Origin of the sequence: Flavobacterium sp. DG2-3 (genome assembly GCF_030730925.1) — a bacterium.
Taxonomy (GTDB): Bacteria; Bacteroidota; Bacteroidia; order Flavobacteriales; family Flavobacteriaceae; genus Flavobacterium.
Genome location: NZ_JAVAMB010000007.1, coordinates 199206 through 214630 on the forward strand (window position 1 = coordinate 199206; position 15425 = coordinate 214630).

15 protein-coding genes are annotated in these 15425 nt (G+C 44.9%); 10 read left to right on the forward strand and 5 right to left on the reverse strand.

The features are described from left to right. Positions 1-17 precede the first annotated feature (17 nt). Positions 18-2267 carry an ATP-dependent helicase gene (locus tag Q9Q97_RS12145; protein WP_306157331.1) on the forward strand — a complete coding sequence of 750 codons (2250 nt, stop codon included), beginning with the start codon at positions 18-20 and terminating at the stop codon, positions 2265-2267. A 115-nt stretch (positions 2268-2382) separates the two neighbouring features. After that, positions 2383-2601 (forward strand): hypothetical protein, encoded by a 219-nt coding sequence (locus Q9Q97_RS12150; RefSeq protein ID WP_306157333.1) that lies wholly within the window; start codon positions 2383-2385, stop codon positions 2599-2601. Between the two features lie 107 nt (positions 2602-2708). On the opposite strand, the gene xseB is transcribed toward Q9Q97_RS12150, so the two are convergent. Beyond that, on the reverse strand, positions 2709-2909 hold the full coding sequence (xseB, locus tag Q9Q97_RS12155; RefSeq protein WP_125721208.1) for an exodeoxyribonuclease VII small subunit: 201 nt from the start codon (positions 2907-2909) through the stop codon (positions 2709-2711). After that, on the reverse strand, positions 2887-4323 hold the full coding sequence (gene xseA, locus Q9Q97_RS12160; protein WP_306157335.1) for an exodeoxyribonuclease VII large subunit: 1437 nt from the start codon (positions 4321-4323) through the stop codon (positions 2887-2889). Before xseA ends, xseB begins: the two co-directional genes overlap by 23 nt. A gap of 313 nt (positions 4324-4636) precedes the next feature. Between xseA and Q9Q97_RS12165 the strand changes: the two genes are divergently transcribed. From Q9Q97_RS12165 to Q9Q97_RS12180, 4 genes are read left to right on the forward strand one after another with little or no spacing between them, the layout of a single operon-like run. Then, positions 4637-5023, forward strand: a complete 387-nt coding sequence (locus Q9Q97_RS12165) for a single-stranded DNA-binding protein (protein WP_306157337.1) — start codon at positions 4637-4639, stop codon at positions 5021-5023. Between the two features lie 44 nt (positions 5024-5067). After that, positions 5068-5427, forward strand: a complete 360-nt coding sequence (locus Q9Q97_RS12170; RefSeq protein WP_306157339.1) for a hypothetical protein — start codon at positions 5068-5070, stop codon at positions 5425-5427. Between the two features lie 25 nt (positions 5428-5452). Next, entirely contained in the window at positions 5453-5842 is a 390-nt protein-coding gene (locus Q9Q97_RS12175) for a Cas9 inhibitor AcrIIA9 family protein (RefSeq protein ID WP_306157341.1), read from the forward strand. Next, positions 5839-7155, forward strand: a complete 1317-nt coding sequence (locus Q9Q97_RS12180) for a PcfJ domain-containing protein (protein WP_306157343.1) — start codon at positions 5839-5841, stop codon at positions 7153-7155. Before Q9Q97_RS12175 ends, Q9Q97_RS12180 begins: the two co-directional genes overlap by 4 nt. Positions 7156-7243: 88 nt before the next feature. Here the strand turns inward: Q9Q97_RS12180 and Q9Q97_RS12185 are convergent, their stop codons facing one another. Continuing rightward, on the reverse strand, positions 7244-7489 hold the full coding sequence (locus Q9Q97_RS12185; RefSeq protein ID WP_125721217.1) for a hypothetical protein: 246 nt from the start codon (positions 7487-7489) through the stop codon (positions 7244-7246). 222 nt (positions 7490-7711) lie between these two features. Here Q9Q97_RS12185 and Q9Q97_RS12190 point away from each other — a divergent pair, with 222 nt between their 5' ends. From Q9Q97_RS12190 to Q9Q97_RS12205, 4 genes are all read left to right on the forward strand, one after another. Next, positions 7712-7969, forward strand: a complete 258-nt coding sequence (locus Q9Q97_RS12190) for a hypothetical protein (protein WP_306157345.1) — start codon at positions 7712-7714, stop codon at positions 7967-7969. A 116-nt stretch (positions 7970-8085) separates the two neighbouring features. Then, positions 8086-11340, forward strand: coding sequence for a PAS domain S-box protein (locus Q9Q97_RS12195; RefSeq protein WP_306157347.1), 3255 nt, complete (start codon positions 8086-8088; stop codon positions 11338-11340). A 46-nt stretch (positions 11341-11386) separates the two neighbouring features. Beyond that, entirely contained in the window at positions 11387-11779 is a 393-nt protein-coding gene (locus Q9Q97_RS12200; protein WP_306157349.1) for a response regulator, read from the forward strand. A 433-nt stretch (positions 11780-12212) separates the two neighbouring features. Then, positions 12213-13103 (forward strand): DNA-binding protein, encoded by an 891-nt coding sequence (locus Q9Q97_RS12205; RefSeq protein WP_306157351.1) that lies wholly within the window; start codon positions 12213-12215, stop codon positions 13101-13103. A gap of 460 nt (positions 13104-13563) precedes the next feature. Here the strand turns inward: Q9Q97_RS12205 and Q9Q97_RS12210 are convergent, their stop codons facing one another. Beyond that, on the reverse strand, positions 13564-14100 hold the full coding sequence (locus Q9Q97_RS12210) for a LacI family DNA-binding transcriptional regulator (RefSeq protein ID WP_306157353.1): 537 nt from the start codon (positions 14098-14100) through the stop codon (positions 13564-13566). A gap of 46 nt (positions 14101-14146) precedes the next feature. Next, on the reverse strand, positions 14147-15424 hold the full coding sequence (locus Q9Q97_RS12215; RefSeq protein ID WP_306157355.1) for a glycoside hydrolase family 2 TIM barrel-domain containing protein: 1278 nt from the start codon (positions 15422-15424) through the stop codon (positions 14147-14149). Position 15425: the final 1 nt, after the last annotated feature.

Genomic DNA, 15425 nt, shown 5'->3' on the forward strand with positions numbered 1-15425 from the left:
AAAATCATCCTTTTAAAATGAACGATCCGATTCTTGAAAACCTTAATCCGAGCCAGCTTCAGGCCGTAAAAACCACAGAAGGCTACGTGCGCGTTATTGCCGGCGCCGGGTCGGGGAAAACAAAAGCGCTTACCTCCCGCTTTGCCTACATTGTGGACAGGCTGGGCATCAACTCTTCCAACATCCTCTGTGTGACCTTCACCAATAAGGCCGCACAGGAAATGAAAAAAAGGGTCAAGGCGCTCATCGGGGATCTCTACGATGTGAGTTTCATCACCACCTACCACGGCTTCTGCGTGCGCTTTCTGCGTGAGGAAATCAATAAGCTGCACTATCCAAAGAATTTCATCATACTGGATGCAGAAGACCAGAAAACCATCCTAAGGGAAGTCTTCACAGAACTGGACATCAACTCCAAAAACCTAACCTTCAAACAGGTGCTGCGCTTCATCTCCAAACAGAAAAGCACCTCGGACTATCTGGGGTATATGATTGAAAACAAAAGCTTCACTTCCGATGAGAAGGATTCGCTTTCCAGCCAGGTCTATCAGAAATATCTGGACAAGCAGAAACGCAACTATGCGCTGGATTTTGACGATCTGATCCATTTCACGGCTTTTATCCTGGACAGCAATCCCGATGTGCTCTCCAAGTGGCAGCAAATGCTGCATTACATACAGGTGGATGAGGCGCAGGACAGCTCCGACAGCCAGTTCCATCTGGTGGAAATGCTTTCGCGCGTGCACCAGAACCTGTTCCTTGTGGGCGATCCCGACCAGACCATCTACGAATGGCGCGGGGCAAAGCCCGAGTATCTGGTGGAATTCGACCAGATGTTCCCTGATACCCAAACCATCTTCATGAACCAGAACTACCGTTCGACCCCCAACATCCTGAAAGTCGGCAACCATATCATCAAAAACAACACGGTTAGGGTGGATAAGGATATGGTCACCGACAATCCAGAAGGCGTTGAAGTGGTGCATTTCCACGGCAAAAATGATTTTGAGGAAACCTTTTGGGTGGCCTCGGAAATCAAGGAAATCATGAAGACAGAAAATGCCTCGTATTCCGATATTACCATACTCTACCGCTCCAACCATCTTTCAAGAAATATCGAGCAGGCGCTCATCAAGGAAAATATCCCGTATGCCATATTTGGGGGCATCCGTTTTTTTGAGCGCAGGGAAATCAAAGATGTGCTCTCTTTTCTAAGGCTTATCGTGCAGGGGGATAATTTCTCCTTTCTGCGCATGTTCAACCACCCGACAAGGGGACTCGGCAAAAAGTTCCTCGAAAGGCTGAGCCTGCTGGCAGGCGAACAGAACCTCCCGCTGCTTCACACGCTGGAGAATAATCTCCAGGATAAGGAACTCAATAAAAAAGGGGCTTCCGATTTTCTGGCACTGGTATCAGAATTGAAGAAAGATGCGCAGTCCAACTCTATTTCAGACCTTGTAAAAATCATACTCGATAAAAGCGGGCTTTCCGAACTCTACCGCAAGGACGGAGACCAGGACAGGCTCGAGAATATCAAAGAGCTCGTAAGCTCGATGATGCTCTTGGAAAAAGAAAACAACGGTCCTGTAGATATCGTCGAGTACCTGCAGGAGATAGCCCTGTATACGGATCTGGACAAAGACACCGAAAATCAGGACAAGGTGCGCCTGATGACCATCCATATCTCTAAAGGCCTCGAATTCCCCTATGTCTTCCTTTGCGGCTTCACCGAAGGGGTGCTCCCGAGCGCCTTATCGATCAAAGAAAGGAGAAAGCGCGCCATAGAGGAAGAAAGAAGGCTGATGTATGTGGCGGTAACGCGCGCCGAGAAGCGGTTTTACATGACCGACTCCGAAGGGTTTAATTTCACTACCGGACTTAATAAATACCCGTCACGGTTTCTCTTTGAAATCAAGGAGGAGTTTTATGTGCGCAAGGGAAAGCTTTCCCCGGAGATCCTTCAGGCCTCGCAGGCTACCGCAGCATCCTTGCAGAACACCCAAGAGACCGCTTTCAAAGAAGGGGATATGGTGGTGCATCCCGTATGGGACAAAGGGGAAGTTCTGGCAGTGGATATCGAAAAAAAACAGTATCTGGTGCATTTTTTTGAGATGGGGAAAGAAAAGCCGATTGATTTCGCTTTCCGATTCCTGGCCTTAGCTGCTTCCGAGCAGCAAAACGCTTCGCCCGATGCCCTATTGGATCTTCAGGAAAGCCTGAAGAATGCTCCCGATCCATTTGCAGATGATAATGGGCCTGAAAATTAAAAATAGGAGAAGCCATGTCAGCAAAAATGGAAATTAAATAACCTCCAGCTCTCTGCCTGTAAATAAATACCATCCGCTAGCCGTATTTTTATAATTAACTTTAAATTGATCAGTCATGGAAAATACAGCAGAAAATTACGATGATATCCAGAAATGTCCATATCATAGTGCCTTAAAGGCACAGGGATATCAGAATCCGCCTGAAAAGAGCAGCAATAAGGATGCAGATGCCAATACAGGGGACTGGGATGATCAGCGCGATGGGTCGGCAGCGGATGATTCCATCTACGATACGGGGCGAAATGATAATTCAGGAGGGGCTGGAAGCACTTGAAGCGCATCTTCTAACAGCTAGAAGATGCTTAAAACAAAAAAGAGCCTGAGGCTCTTTTTTGTTTTACAGTTCCAGCATGTATAGTGTTGCTGGATATTCAAGTCCTATTATTCTTTTTCCATGCCGTCTATTATTCTGCCCACTTCAGTCTCTGCGGCCTTAAGCCTGCCCTGGCAGAAGGCGATAAGCTCAGATGCCCTTTTCACCTTAGCGGCAAGCTGGTCCACCGAAATGGTCTCGTTCTCTATTTCTTTTGAAATGGCGGCAAGCTCTTCCCAAGCCTGCTCATAAGTCAGTTTCTCTTCCATCGTATTGTATTTTTTCTTTAACGGTGCTTTTAAGTATGGTATCGTGCAGGATGACTTCTATATCGTCCCCTTGTTTTATATCCCCGGTGTATGCGGCAATCTTCCCATTGGCTTTCACAATCGCGTAGCCTTTCCTCAGGATATTCTGCGGGGACATCAGTGCAATGCTCTTCTGCATATGCAACAGATGAAGATTGCTGCTTTTCAGATAGCCTGCGGCAAACAGCTTTAAATTCCCTGTGAGATATTCCATATCGCTCCTTTTGCGGCGAAGCAGGTTCTGTGAAAGCTGCCCTGCCATCTGGGCTTTCAGTGAAAGCCGTTTCTGCTGCCCCTGCAGTATGTCTTTCACGTCCGCCGCGATTCTCTGGTTGGCAAGGGCCAGCTGCTTCTTGTGTCCCAAGAGCGCCTCCCTTGAATTTTTGGATATATTTCTCTTGAGCTCTTCCAGCCCTTTGGAATGCTGCAGCAGAAGCTGCTGGGATCTGATCACGATAAGCTGCTGCAGGGAAAGCAGCCCCATTTCAAAACTGCGGTTATGGGCAATAATGAACTCTGCCGCTTTGGTCGGGGTTTTGGTATGGGTATGCGCCATAAGGTCAGTGATGGTGACATTCTTCTGGTGCCCGATCCCTGTTATGATCGGGATGGGGAATTTAGCCACAGCACGCCCGATCTGGTAATTGTCAAAGATCAGGAAATCCGACTGTGCGCCGCCTCCCCTTGTAATGACAATGGCATCATAAGGGATTTTTGTATTATAGACTTCAATGAGTTTGTTTAGGAAAAGCTTGGCATTGTTGTCCCCCTGCACTATGGTGTAATAATCGTCAATCTGGAAGGCATACCCAAAATCATTGTGCTGCAGGGTATGGCGGAAATCTTCATTTCCTGCCGAGTTGCTCGCTGAGATAACGGCAACCCTCTGAATGGCAAGGGGAAGTTTCAGACGGCTGTTAAGCGTGGAATAGCCATCGGCTGTTTTGGTGATAAAATCATTCTCTGCAGCAAGCCTTTTAAGGGTCGCATTGCGCTGCTGCTCCAAGACCCCAAGGGTAAAATTCACATCTATATCCAGCACATTTACAGAAAGCCCATACAGCGGATGATAATCCACGCTGACCTTTACCAGCACATGAAGGTTGTTGGTGAATCTCTGGCCGGTCTTCTTCTCAAAATCCGACAGCTGCACTGCCCCCTCTCCCCACGCCTTTCCCATGATTTTGGCTATAATGGCGCTGTTCTTCTCGCCTTTTTCCACCAGCTCAAAGTAATGGATCTTCTTATCGGCCTTAAAGGAATGGTTGGTGATATCAGCCACCACCCAGTGCGTCTGTCCCCTAAAGCGGGAATTGATCGTGTCCTGGATCTGGTCGTTCAGCTGTGAGAGTCTGATATACTGGTCTGGTCCCATAGTTTTTAAGGCCTGCGGTCTGTTTTTTTCTTACTAACCGCTAAGGTAGCTATTCTGTGGCGGAATCTCAAATGCGCAAAAAGCTGAGTGGTAAATTTTCAATTCAAAACGGGTTAAAAGGGCAGCCAAAGTAGTGCCCGCCCTCTCCTGCATGCGCATAACCGCTTTACGCGGCCCTTCGGGACTTATAGCACTCCGGCTCGTTTCGCACACTGTTCTTCCGCTTTCTTTTTTCCCGTTTTTTCTTTTGAAATTTTTCTTGCGGGGCATGGAAAAGAAAACTCGAACAAGTATTCATTTAAAATTAGAAATCATGGAAATCACAGGACGAATTGTAAAAGATGCCTCAGTGGCGAAAGTAAAAGAAAACCGTGAGGTGGTAAACTTCTCCATAGCTGTCAACGACAGCTACAAGCCCAAAGGAAGCACCGAGGTGAAAAAGATTGTAACCTATATCGACTGCTCCTATTGGCTCAGCGCAGGACTGGCGCAGTGGCTTCGTAAAGGCACCCTTGTGCAGCTCTTCGGGCGCATCGGGCTGAAGGTCTATATCGGAAATGATGCGCAGGCTCACGGGACATTGACCTTTCACACCTCGGATGTCAAGATACTGGTATTCGCGCAGTCGGATAACAGCAAGCCAGCGCCCGCCCTCAAACAGCAGAAAACCACGGACGACCCCGACGACCTGCCTTTCTAAACCTTACGCCTTTTAAAAATTATGCACGCCTAAAATATTTTTTTATGAAAGCCTTACAAAAATCAAATTACAGCGATTATCGCGTAAGTGCTGCCTTTAATGAAATTATCCTTAGAAGCATCACTTCGTATGACGGCAAACGCAGCGTACAGCTGAAATCCTTTTTCCTTGACCTGCAGACTGGCGGTTGCGTAAGCGGGATGGTTTCAGAGTTTATCTACAATGCGGACTGCAAAGAATTTTACATCGAACATATCGATGAGCTTGAAGATATGCGAACCCAGCTCGAAGAAGCGATTGGAGAACCTATCGAGAACCGATTTAGCGCGCCGCACTACACTTTTGTATGCTGGCTCTGTTTTGAAGAGTACTGCTACGACCTTTATTCAAGGCTCTTTGAGTGAAAATTTCAATCTTAAATCCACTCTTATGAAAGCTTCTGAAAATTTTAGAAAAGCCATAGAAAATTATCTGAACAGTCTGGCGCAGGGCGACAGCGCCTTTGCGCCCCATTACGCCAAAGCTTCCAAGAACTTCGAATCCTGTCTGCACTACATAGGCGGGCAGGTCAAAAAAACAGGCTTGTGCTACTTTGACAATCAGGAAATCTTTGACATGGCAGTAAAGTACTACACCGATGATTCCATCCCAACGCCTGCCCCTGTAGCCTATAAAGCCGTGGTGCAGACACCCGCCGCTGCCGACCTTTTCTCGCAGCCTGAAATTCCTGCCGCGAAAATCCAAACCCAGACTGTTATCCCCGTAAAGAAAGATGTAAAACCTGCGGCGCAGACCGCCCTGACACTCTTTGACCTATGACACCCAAAACACAAATAGAAAAACAGCTTGCCGCCTTAAGCGCAACGCTTTCGCCCATAAATCCTGAGGTTTTTGTTTGGGCAGAAAAAAATATCTTCCTGAAATGGGGCGTGCTATCACGTTCCAAATTCTACTGCTTGGACTGCACCCATGTATGGAAACCCTCCTGCCAAAGCTCCTGCGCCAAATTTACCGCCTGTCCTGCCTGCAAAGGCAGGCTTAAAATGATGCCCTGCAATCAGGTGCATTTCAAGGAAACCGAATACTTTGCCGTGGTGCAGCGCTTTGCAGGGTTTCAGGTGGTGCGCATGGCCATAGCCTATAAGCGCATGAAAAAGAATTTCGCACCGACCCATTTCCACCATGAGGTCATGCAGCATTGGATAAGCCCCGCAGGGGAAGTGCGCACGCTCTCGCGCAGCACCAATGCGTTTTCACAGGCCTGCGATGCGTGGAAATTTTATTCCCCCCTTGAAATAAGGCCAAAGGATTTTGTCCGCAATGCCAAGTGCTTCATCAATCCCTACAAGGTCTTTCCGCAGATCAAAGTGCTGCCCATTTTGAAACGCAACGGCTTTAAATCTTCGGTGCATGATATAGCGCCCCACCTGCTCTTTGCATCGCTTTTATCCGACCCCATTGCCGAAACCCTTTTAAAAGCACGTCAGATAAAGCTTCTGCAGCATTATCTGCGTGTTTCAGGACAGGGCATCCGACGAAACTGGCAGGCAGTCAAGACCGCCATCAGGAACAGCTACAAAATCGCTGATGTGCAGATTTGGGAGGATTATCTCGAATTGCTTCGGCATTTCAAAAAAGACCTCTGCAGTCCCCTTTACGTATGCCCTGAAAACCTCAGCGGAGCGCATGACCGATTGGTGCATAAAAAGCGCGGGCTTTTACGAAAGAAAAAACTCCAAGACCTGCGCCTTGAAATCGAAAAAGCGCAGAGCAGGTACGCAAGCGATAAAAAACGCTTTTTCGGACTGTCATTTCAGGACAGGGAACTGAACATTTCGGTGATTGAAAACGTCAAGGATTTTATGCGCGAGGGCGATGACTTGGGGCACTGCGTATTCACCAATGAATATTATGGCAAAAAAGATTCGCTTATCCTATCGGCAAAAATTGCCGATAAATCAGTGGAAACCATCGAACTATCCCTGAGCCGCATGGAAGTGCTGCAATGCAGGGGCTTGAAGAACAGGCCTTCAAATCACCACAAGCAGATACTGCGCCTGCTTTCCCAAAACCTGTATCAGATAAAACAGCGCATGAAAAAAAGAAACGTAAAAGCAGAAGCCGATAATTGAATCGGCTTTTTTTTATGGCCGCATTTTAAGGCTCGAAAGCCCGCCAGCCTGACGGCTGGCGGGCTGTGGATTTAAAAGGGCTGATTAATTATTTGATGCTGATTGCCCCCGAAAGGTTTTCCTGCTCGATGAACGCGGCAATATACTCCAGGGCTTCACCGCTTTTATCTCCATCTGTTTCAAAAGTATTGATATGGAACTGCTCGTCCTGGTCCAGGATATGGATAATCTCCGTATAGCCTTTTGAGATCAGGCTGCCTTTGAGTTTGAGGATAGTATGCTGCTCTCGGGCATCCAGATCTTTTCTCACCTTTAGCTGTATCTCTTTTTCCATTGTGAAATATTTGATATTGAACATCCGTAAATAGAGCATCAAATTTATAATTTTAAACCCTATCTGGAATAGGTGCCCCTGTTAAAATTGAAAAGCGGCAAATGAGAATTTAACAATTCCCCGCAAAAATTATATAAAAGGCACCCAACCCAAAAGCTTTACATTTACCCTGCCGCGGCCTGTAAAAAAGGAAGCGGCGCTTAATCAATCCAATATCAGCTTATGACTCCAGAAAACTGCTATCACAGCGTCCCCCAAGACGGTGCCGCCGCATGCTATGAAGAGCAGCTCCTGCTGCAGTACCACCACTGCCTGGGTACAGGCATATCGGCACTGGCAAAAGCAAAAAGCCGTTTTAATACCCTGCTGGTGGGCGCCCGTTTACAAACCGGTGAAGGCAGCCCTGATGAACAAGAAGAGCAAAGCGAGCAGCAGCAGCAGGAAGAAACCGCCTCGGATCCCGGCACATTTCTGATGTGAGAAAAAAATGCCCGCAGCATTACCAAGCCTAAAAACGGGCTCTTTACATTTAATTGGCTATATTTACCTAAATATGCCGCGCCAATATATGCGGCTGGCAACCTGAAAACAAACCTTTGAAACCAGACCTTTACAATTCCGACTATTATTTCCTTCACAATGGAGGTGAAGCTGCCAGAATCATCCAGAGTATCGACTGGGGCGCGCACATTCTCGGCACTCCTGAGAAGTGGCCCGAGAATCTGAAAAATACGCTATCCACCCTTCTCTCTTGCAAGTTCCCGATGTTTTTGTGGTGGGGGGAAGAGCTCACCCAGTTTTATAACGACTCCTATTTCGGCATAATGGGAACTGCCAAGCACCCCCATGCAATGGGAGGAAAAGCGGCCGATTACTGGCACGAATGCTGGGACTTTATACAGCCACTGATAGCAAGGGTTCTAGACCAAGGGGAAAGCGTATGGTACGATGACCTTTTGATGCCCATTGAAAGGGACGGAATCCTTAAAGACTGCTACTGGACTTTCAGCTATTCCCCTGTGCGCGATGACAGCAGGCAGATCAAAGGCGTACTGGTCATTGCCACTGAGACTACAGACAAAGTGCTTCACAGGCAGAAAATAAACCAGAGTAAGGAAGAGCTTGAATTTGCGATCAATGCCGCAGAGTTCGGCACTTTCGACCTGGACCCAAAGACCCAGAGATTCTCTGCAAACCCAAGGCTTAAGGACTGGTTTGGCCTGCAGGCGCAGGATGAAGTGCTCTTGGTCCATGCGCTGGAATCCATAGCGGCCTATGACAGGGAGCGTGTGGCGGATTCCATAAACAGGACACTGGATTACAGTTCTGGCGGGCGCTACGACATTGAGTACGATATCATAGATTCTAAATCTAAAGATATCCGAACGGTTCATGCCTTGGGAAAGGCGTGGTTTGACAAGGACAATATCGCGTATCGCTTTAACGGCACGGTGCAGGACATCACAGCCCAGAAAAAAGCGGCCGAAGAACTCTACAAATCACGCCAGCTTACCGATATTGCCATCAAAAGCATGGGGCTGGGAATTTTCAACGTGGACTACTCCCAGGGCACCATCGACTACACTGCTGAGCTAACCAGGCTCATGACCGGAAAAGTCCAGGCAGAGCTCACCATAGAACAGCTCTCAAAATACATCCATCCCGAAGACCTGGAGCTCAGGGTTCAGGCTCTTAAAGAAGGTATCAAAAGCGGCACTTTCCATTATACGCCCCGCGTGATCTGGGAGGACGGAAGCATCCATAGGATTGCAATATCTGCCTCAAGGATGTTTGATTCGCATCGAAACGGTTCTGCATTCTCGGGAACCGTTGCCGACATCACCGAGCAGGACAACAGCCGTCTGGCACTGCTGCAGGCCGAAGAGCAGCTTCAAATCAGCAAGCGCGAGGCAGATGCGCTGTTCCGCAATGTGACCGACAGCTCCCCTACAGGCTTATGGCTCTCAGATAAGGATGGTCGGATGACCTATTTCAATAAGACGCTGATCGAATTTACCGGAATGCCCTACCAGGAGCTGCTAAAAGGGAACTGGACCTATGCCATCGCGCCCGAAGACTACCACAGGGCTAAAGATGCCTATCTGGATGCCATTGCCTCAAAAAGGCACTTTGACACGCTTTTCAGGGCAAGAAAGCATACGGGGGAAACCATGTGGTGCAGGGCCGCGGGCGATCCCTTCTACGATGCCGAAGGCCGATATGCAGGCTATGCAGGGTTCTGCATGGACATGGATGAAATCATCTCAGGCAGGCAGGCGGTCACCGAAAGCCAGCATAAGGTAACCTCAATGGTAGAGCAGTCCCCGGTCGGGATCTGCCTTTTCACCGGTGACGATCTGAAAATTGAAATTGCCAATGACATCATGATCGGCTATTGGGGAAAAGACCGCAACGTAATTGGAAAACCGTTCATCGATGCGGTTCCCGAACTCGAAGGCCAGCCGTTTATCGGCATACTGGAAAACATCTACCGCACCGGGGAAACCTACTATGGGCGCGCTATGCCGGCAGATTTGCAGGTCGATGGAAAACTAAGCACCTATTACTTTGAATTCACCTATACGCCCATCCGCAATTCCAAAGGCGAGATCTACGGCATCATGGACATAGCCGTTGATGTGACACAGCAGGTCACCGCCTCCAAAAAACTCGAAGAGACCAGACAGGCGCTCGCCGGGGCAATCGAACTGGCCGAACTGGCCACTTGGGGCCTGAGTGCGGCCGACGGCAGCATTACCTGTTCGGACCGTTTCAAAGAGTGGCTTGGACTGGCCGATAACCACGGCAGCAGCGGCATATTTATGGAGCGTATCGAAGACCCTTACAGGGAAAAAGTAATGGAAGCATTTAAAGAGGCCTTCACTTCTGACGCCCAAGATTCCTATGATTACGAATTTCCCATTACCAACAAGGTTACAGGCCAAAAGCGCATCATACATGCCAATGCGCAGGTGCTGTACTCCAAGGACGGAACCCCTGAGGGAATCAGCGGAACAGCCCAGGATGTGACCAAAGAGCGCGAACTCCAGCACGAGCTCCAGTTCAAGGTCTCCGAAAGGACTTCAGAGCTCAATGCGGCAAATGCCGAACTGGAAGCGCGCAACCGCGAGCTTTCCCAGTTTGCCTATATCGCATCGCATGACCTGCAGGAGCCGGTACGGAAAATCAGCGTGTTTGCCGACATGCTGCAAAACAACCTGCATAAAAATCCTGAAAAAGCCGACCTCTACCTTGGCAAGATAACCGGCTCGGCCAAGAGAATGGAAAACCTGATAAAAGACGTGCTGCAGTTCTCCAGACTCTCCCAGGCGGAAAAGAATTTTGAGCCTGTGGACCTGAACACCGTCATCCTGGAGACCCTGGCGGATTTTGACTTGGTCATCGAGCAGAAAAATGCTGTGATCCAGAGCGATGTGCTCCCTGAAATAGAAGCCATTCCCCTGCAGATGGCACAGCTCTTCGGCAACCTGATGTCCAATGCACTGAAATACAGCAGGCCAGATATCCCCCCACTGATCTCCATCAGGCTAAAGCCCCTTTCCGAATCTGACAAGAACAATCTGTCTGAGGGGCCGGATCAAGATTATCTTAAAATAGAAATCAGCGACAACGGCATCGGGTTCTCCCAACAGCATTCCGAACAGATATTCAATATCTTCCAGCGCCTGCATGGAAATGGCCAGTTTGCAGGCACGGGGATCGGGCTTGCCATGTGCCGGAAAATACTCCAGAACCACGGCGGGACCATCAGCGCCGTCTCAGAAGAAGGCATAGGGAGCACTTTTGCAATGATACTGCCAAAATCACAGGCAAAAAAAGGGGAAGATTAAAATTATCGCGAAAAATTGTATATTTACATTCGCTTTACCCCATTTTATGAAGACCGTTTTTTTAATTGATGATGATCCTGATGACCGCGAAATTTTCGAAGAATCTTTAGCGGCAGAACATCCTTCTGTTTTGTATCAGCAGGCCGAGAACGGCGCCGCCGCTTTTGAGAAATTGAGATCCGGCTCCTTTGCAGAACCTGACCTTATCTTTCTGGATCTTAACATGCCCATCATGGACGGCAGGGCATTCCTTCAGCAGATTAAAGCGGATCCCAACTTTAAGGATATCCCGGTTATCATCTATTCCACTTCCTCGAGTGAAGCGGATAAAAAGTTTGCTCAAGAAAACCACGCTGCAGCCTTCCTCACCAAACAATATTCGCTCAGTTTAATACGTCAGGACATACAAACGGCAGTGCAAAACTTTCTTGAGCTTTAAATATTTATTGAGCTGCTATACGGCTATACCCAGAAAATAAGATATTGAATTTAATTAGGACACCACAAGTATCCTTCCGCATTAAAACCAGCACATTACGATACCTCCGTAAAGTCAGAATTAGTATGGCAAAATCGTGGCACATTGCTTTTTAAGAAAGTAAAACCTCACCAAAATCAAGTTTTTCCGAATTTAGGTTAGAATAGTTATGTGTCCGCACAGTGCACACAATTTAATTTCTTTGTAGTTTTAGATTGTGTCGACATTGTCGACACAATTTCTTTTATAAAGTCCAATTTGCACAATTGATCTCTAAAAAGGCTATTGCATAGTATTTATAGAAACAAATTGTCCGGTATATTTATCGGCAAAAAAAATCAAGAAAAAAGTTAAAAAATAACATTATATTTGCCGATAACGGAACTTGTTTAAAATGAAATATATTTCAACAGCTGAATTTGCGAAAAAAGTGGAGCTTTCCGAAAGAACAATCCGCAACTATTGCGCATCGGGCAGATTAAAAGGCGCTTTCCTAACTGGCAAGACATGGAATATTCCTAGTGATGCCGTTATTGCCCAAAAAGAAAATAACAAAAAATTAAATAAACACTTCCTGCTGGACATTCTAAAGGAACAGAAGGAAATGAAACTAAAAGGGGGGATCTATCATCGAACCCAGATCGATTTGACTTATAACTCCAACAAAATTGAAGGAAGCAGACTGACCCATGATCAGACTCGCTATATTTTCGAGACCAATACAGTCGGCATATCTGAAGAAAGCATTAATGTGGACGATATAATTGAAACGGCTAATCACTTTAGATGCATTGATTTTATAATCGATAAGGCAAATGCAAAACTCACTGAATCCATTATTAAAGAACTCCATTTTTTACTAAAGTCCGGAACTTCTGATAGCGGGAAAAGCTGGTTTAATGTAGGAGAATACAAAAAGCTTCCAAATGAAGTCGGAGGAAACGGAACCTGTCCTCCGAAACTTGTTTCATCCAAGATGAAAGAAATGCTTAAAGATTACCACAGTATTAAAAATAAAACGATAGAGGACATTATCGATTTTCATTATAATTTCGAAATACTTCATCCCTTTCAGGACGGTAATGGCCGTGTGGGCCGACTGATTATCTTTAAAGAATGTCTTGCAAACAATATTGTCCCTTTTATAATTGATGAACAGCTGAAGCTGTTTTATTATAGAGGTTTACAGGAATGGAACAGCATAAAAGAATATTTAATGGACACCTGCCTGACTGCACAGGATAATTATAAATCGGTGCTCAATTATTTTGAAATAGAATTTTAAAGAAAAGAAATGTATAAATAATGAATTGCACAGTGGTTCTTATCATCTAAATTGTCATGACAGAGTCACGACAATTCAGATATTCCAAATTTAATCTGTAATTTGCAGTACTTTAATGGACTTCATTTTTTAAAAAAATCTAAGGCGAATTTAACCGCATATCATGCATTTTATTTTTGTGGCAGAATCGTGGCACACAGTTGAAGACAAAAGTAAAATTCCTGCATTGACAGCACCAGACAAAAGCAGGTTCGAATGGCGGAGCGATCATAAAGATTTTTTCAAAAACGTACAAATACATGGTTCGAGTCCCGTTCCCGCTACTACAGACTTAATGGTCCAAAATTGGTAAAAAATCCATTTCAGCGCTCAATAGAAAATTATAACCAAAAGCTCAATAAAATTTTAACTCATTCAGCTTTTAGTTTGTACATATATAAAGTCAAAAATTTCTTAATATTTATACAATTGTAAGTTTCAAAACTGATCCTATCATAGCTTCAGCAATTTTAAACAAAGGAGAATCTTCATTAAGCTCATCAATATCTAATAAAATTAATTTTTCATCTTCCTTAAACAAATTCTGAACTTTTTGTTTCATTTCGATAGAAGTTGCTACTATAAATCCGTCAACATACAAAAGTTTATAAAAGTCTATCAATTCGGCCATTTTATCATCTTTATTGCTATTGCAACAAAAAATAACTTTATATCCATTCTGATAGGCAAGATCCTCAAAAATTGCAGCAAATTTAGAAAAGAATGCATCTGAAAAGTCTTTGACTATAAATACTAAAATCTGTGACTTTCCTGTACGAAGACATCGTGCAATCTCATTTGCTCTATAGTTAATCCTTTTTGCGTAATCAGTAACTTTTTGTGCAGTTTCTCTGGAAATATGTTTTTCAATTGCTTTTCCATTTAAGACAAACGAAACTGTAGTAACTGATATATTTAATTCTGCCGCTATATCTTTTATTGAATAGTTTTTTTTCATAGCGAATGTATGTCGAAAATGAATTGAAAGAATCTAATAATAGACCCTACAGATTTCCTTTGTTTAGTTTTAAGGCAAATTCACTTATTATATCTTGCGTTTCTTTATCAGTATCATAAACCGAATACCATCCTTGAAATTCATGAGGAGGATCGCCAATTAAATCGTCTCCGGTTTTCCAGACTGACATCGGTTGTGAAGGTCTGCCCTCGCCTCCCCAAGCCCAGAAATTTACACCGGAAACTTGTGGAGTTGTTTTGCTTAATTTATAGATCATATCGAAAATAAATGCATAATAATCATCTCTGATTTTTATTGATGAATTAGCTTCGTAACTGTTCTCGTCTCTCGAAATCCCGAATTCTTCAAGAACGATTGGTTTATTGAGTTTCTGAGCAATCTTTACATGTTCATCAATATAATTTGTTGCTTTCTCTAATGCTTCTGGATACGTTTCTTTCGCTTTAAGCGGATCAAACCAGCCCCAGTTTTGAACCCAAAGATGAAAAGTACAATAGTCAATATATTTACTCTGATGATCGATTTCAAAATTGGTTCCGTTCGATGGTGATGGTGTATTCCCTTCTGAACCAATGGAAACCAGATGATTTGAATCTAAGCTTTTAATAAACTTAGCCGTTTCATGAATCCAATTTCTATAATGTTCGACATTGTTACTTCCTTCAGGTTCATTGGCCAATTGCCACGCCATAATCGTCGGATCATTTTTATATGATATTTTATTGATTGAGTTTTCGCGGCTAATTACTTTTTTGATATGATTTAAAAACCATTTCTTAGCCTTTTCATTACTATAAAATTGCGCTGAATAGTGCTGATAAGTTCTCCAGTTACCATTTTCTGCTGGCGGCGGATACGGAATAGATTCATTTTTCTTTGTCCAGGAAATATATTGCGCAAAACCACCAGACCATGGCCAGAAATTATTAAGACAAACTACAGCCCTCATATTCCTCTTTTTCATTTCATTTAAAAGAAAATCAAGTCCGAGCCAAAGTTCTTCATTATAAATTCCGGGTTCTTTCTGCATGGTTGGCTGCACGGTCCACGGTATTTTGGAATTTCCTTCAGAACCGGCAATAATTCTAAGATTAATTACGCCCAGATTTTCTAAGCGATCTAATTCACGAATTAATCTTTCTTTGTTGGAAACAGCCAGATTCATTCCGTACCAAAAGTTGGTACCTAAATATTTATATGGTTTTCCGGCTTTTAGAAAATGTCCGTTTTCTACTTTAATAAAATCCTGCGACTGCACTGTACACTGAAATAATACAATTAGCAGATATAATAGCTTTTTCATA

Bases quoted from the DNA above. Each gene is read 5' to 3' on its own strand.
- Q9Q97_RS12145 (WP_306157331.1), top strand. From the start codon at position 18: ATGAACGATCCGATTCTTGAAAACCTTAATCCGAGCCAGCTTCAGGCC.
- Q9Q97_RS12150 (WP_306157333.1), top strand. From the start codon at position 2,383: ATGGAAAATACAGCAGAAAATTACGATGATATCCAGAAATGTCCATAT.
- xseB (WP_125721208.1), bottom strand. From the start codon at position 2,909: ATGGAAGAGAAACTGACTTATGAGCAGGCTTGGGAAGAGCTTGCCGCC.
- xseA (WP_306157335.1), bottom strand. From the start codon at position 4,323: ATGGGACCAGACCAGTATATCAGACTCTCACAGCTGAACGACCAGATC.
- Q9Q97_RS12165 (WP_306157337.1), top strand. From the start codon at position 4,637: ATGGAAATCACAGGACGAATTGTAAAAGATGCCTCAGTGGCGAAAGTA.
- Q9Q97_RS12170 (WP_306157339.1), top strand. From the start codon at position 5,068: ATGAAAGCCTTACAAAAATCAAATTACAGCGATTATCGCGTAAGTGCT.
- Q9Q97_RS12175 (WP_306157341.1), top strand. From the start codon at position 5,453: ATGAAAGCTTCTGAAAATTTTAGAAAAGCCATAGAAAATTATCTGAAC.
- Q9Q97_RS12180 (WP_306157343.1), top strand. From the start codon at position 5,839: ATGACACCCAAAACACAAATAGAAAAACAGCTTGCCGCCTTAAGCGCA.
- Q9Q97_RS12185 (WP_125721217.1), bottom strand. From the start codon at position 7,489: ATGGAAAAAGAGATACAGCTAAAGGTGAGAAAAGATCTGGATGCCCGA.
- Q9Q97_RS12190 (WP_306157345.1), top strand. From the start codon at position 7,712: ATGACTCCAGAAAACTGCTATCACAGCGTCCCCCAAGACGGTGCCGCC.
- Q9Q97_RS12200 (WP_306157349.1), top strand. From the start codon at position 11,387: ATGAAGACCGTTTTTTTAATTGATGATGATCCTGATGACCGCGAAATT.
- Q9Q97_RS12205 (WP_306157351.1), top strand. From the start codon at position 12,213: ATGAAATATATTTCAACAGCTGAATTTGCGAAAAAAGTGGAGCTTTCC.
- Q9Q97_RS12210 (WP_306157353.1), bottom strand. From the start codon at position 14,100: ATGAAAAAAAACTATTCAATAAAAGATATAGCGGCAGAATTAAATATA.
- Q9Q97_RS12215 (WP_306157355.1), bottom strand. From the start codon at position 15,424: ATGAAAAAGCTATTATATCTGCTAATTGTATTATTTCAGTGTACAGTG.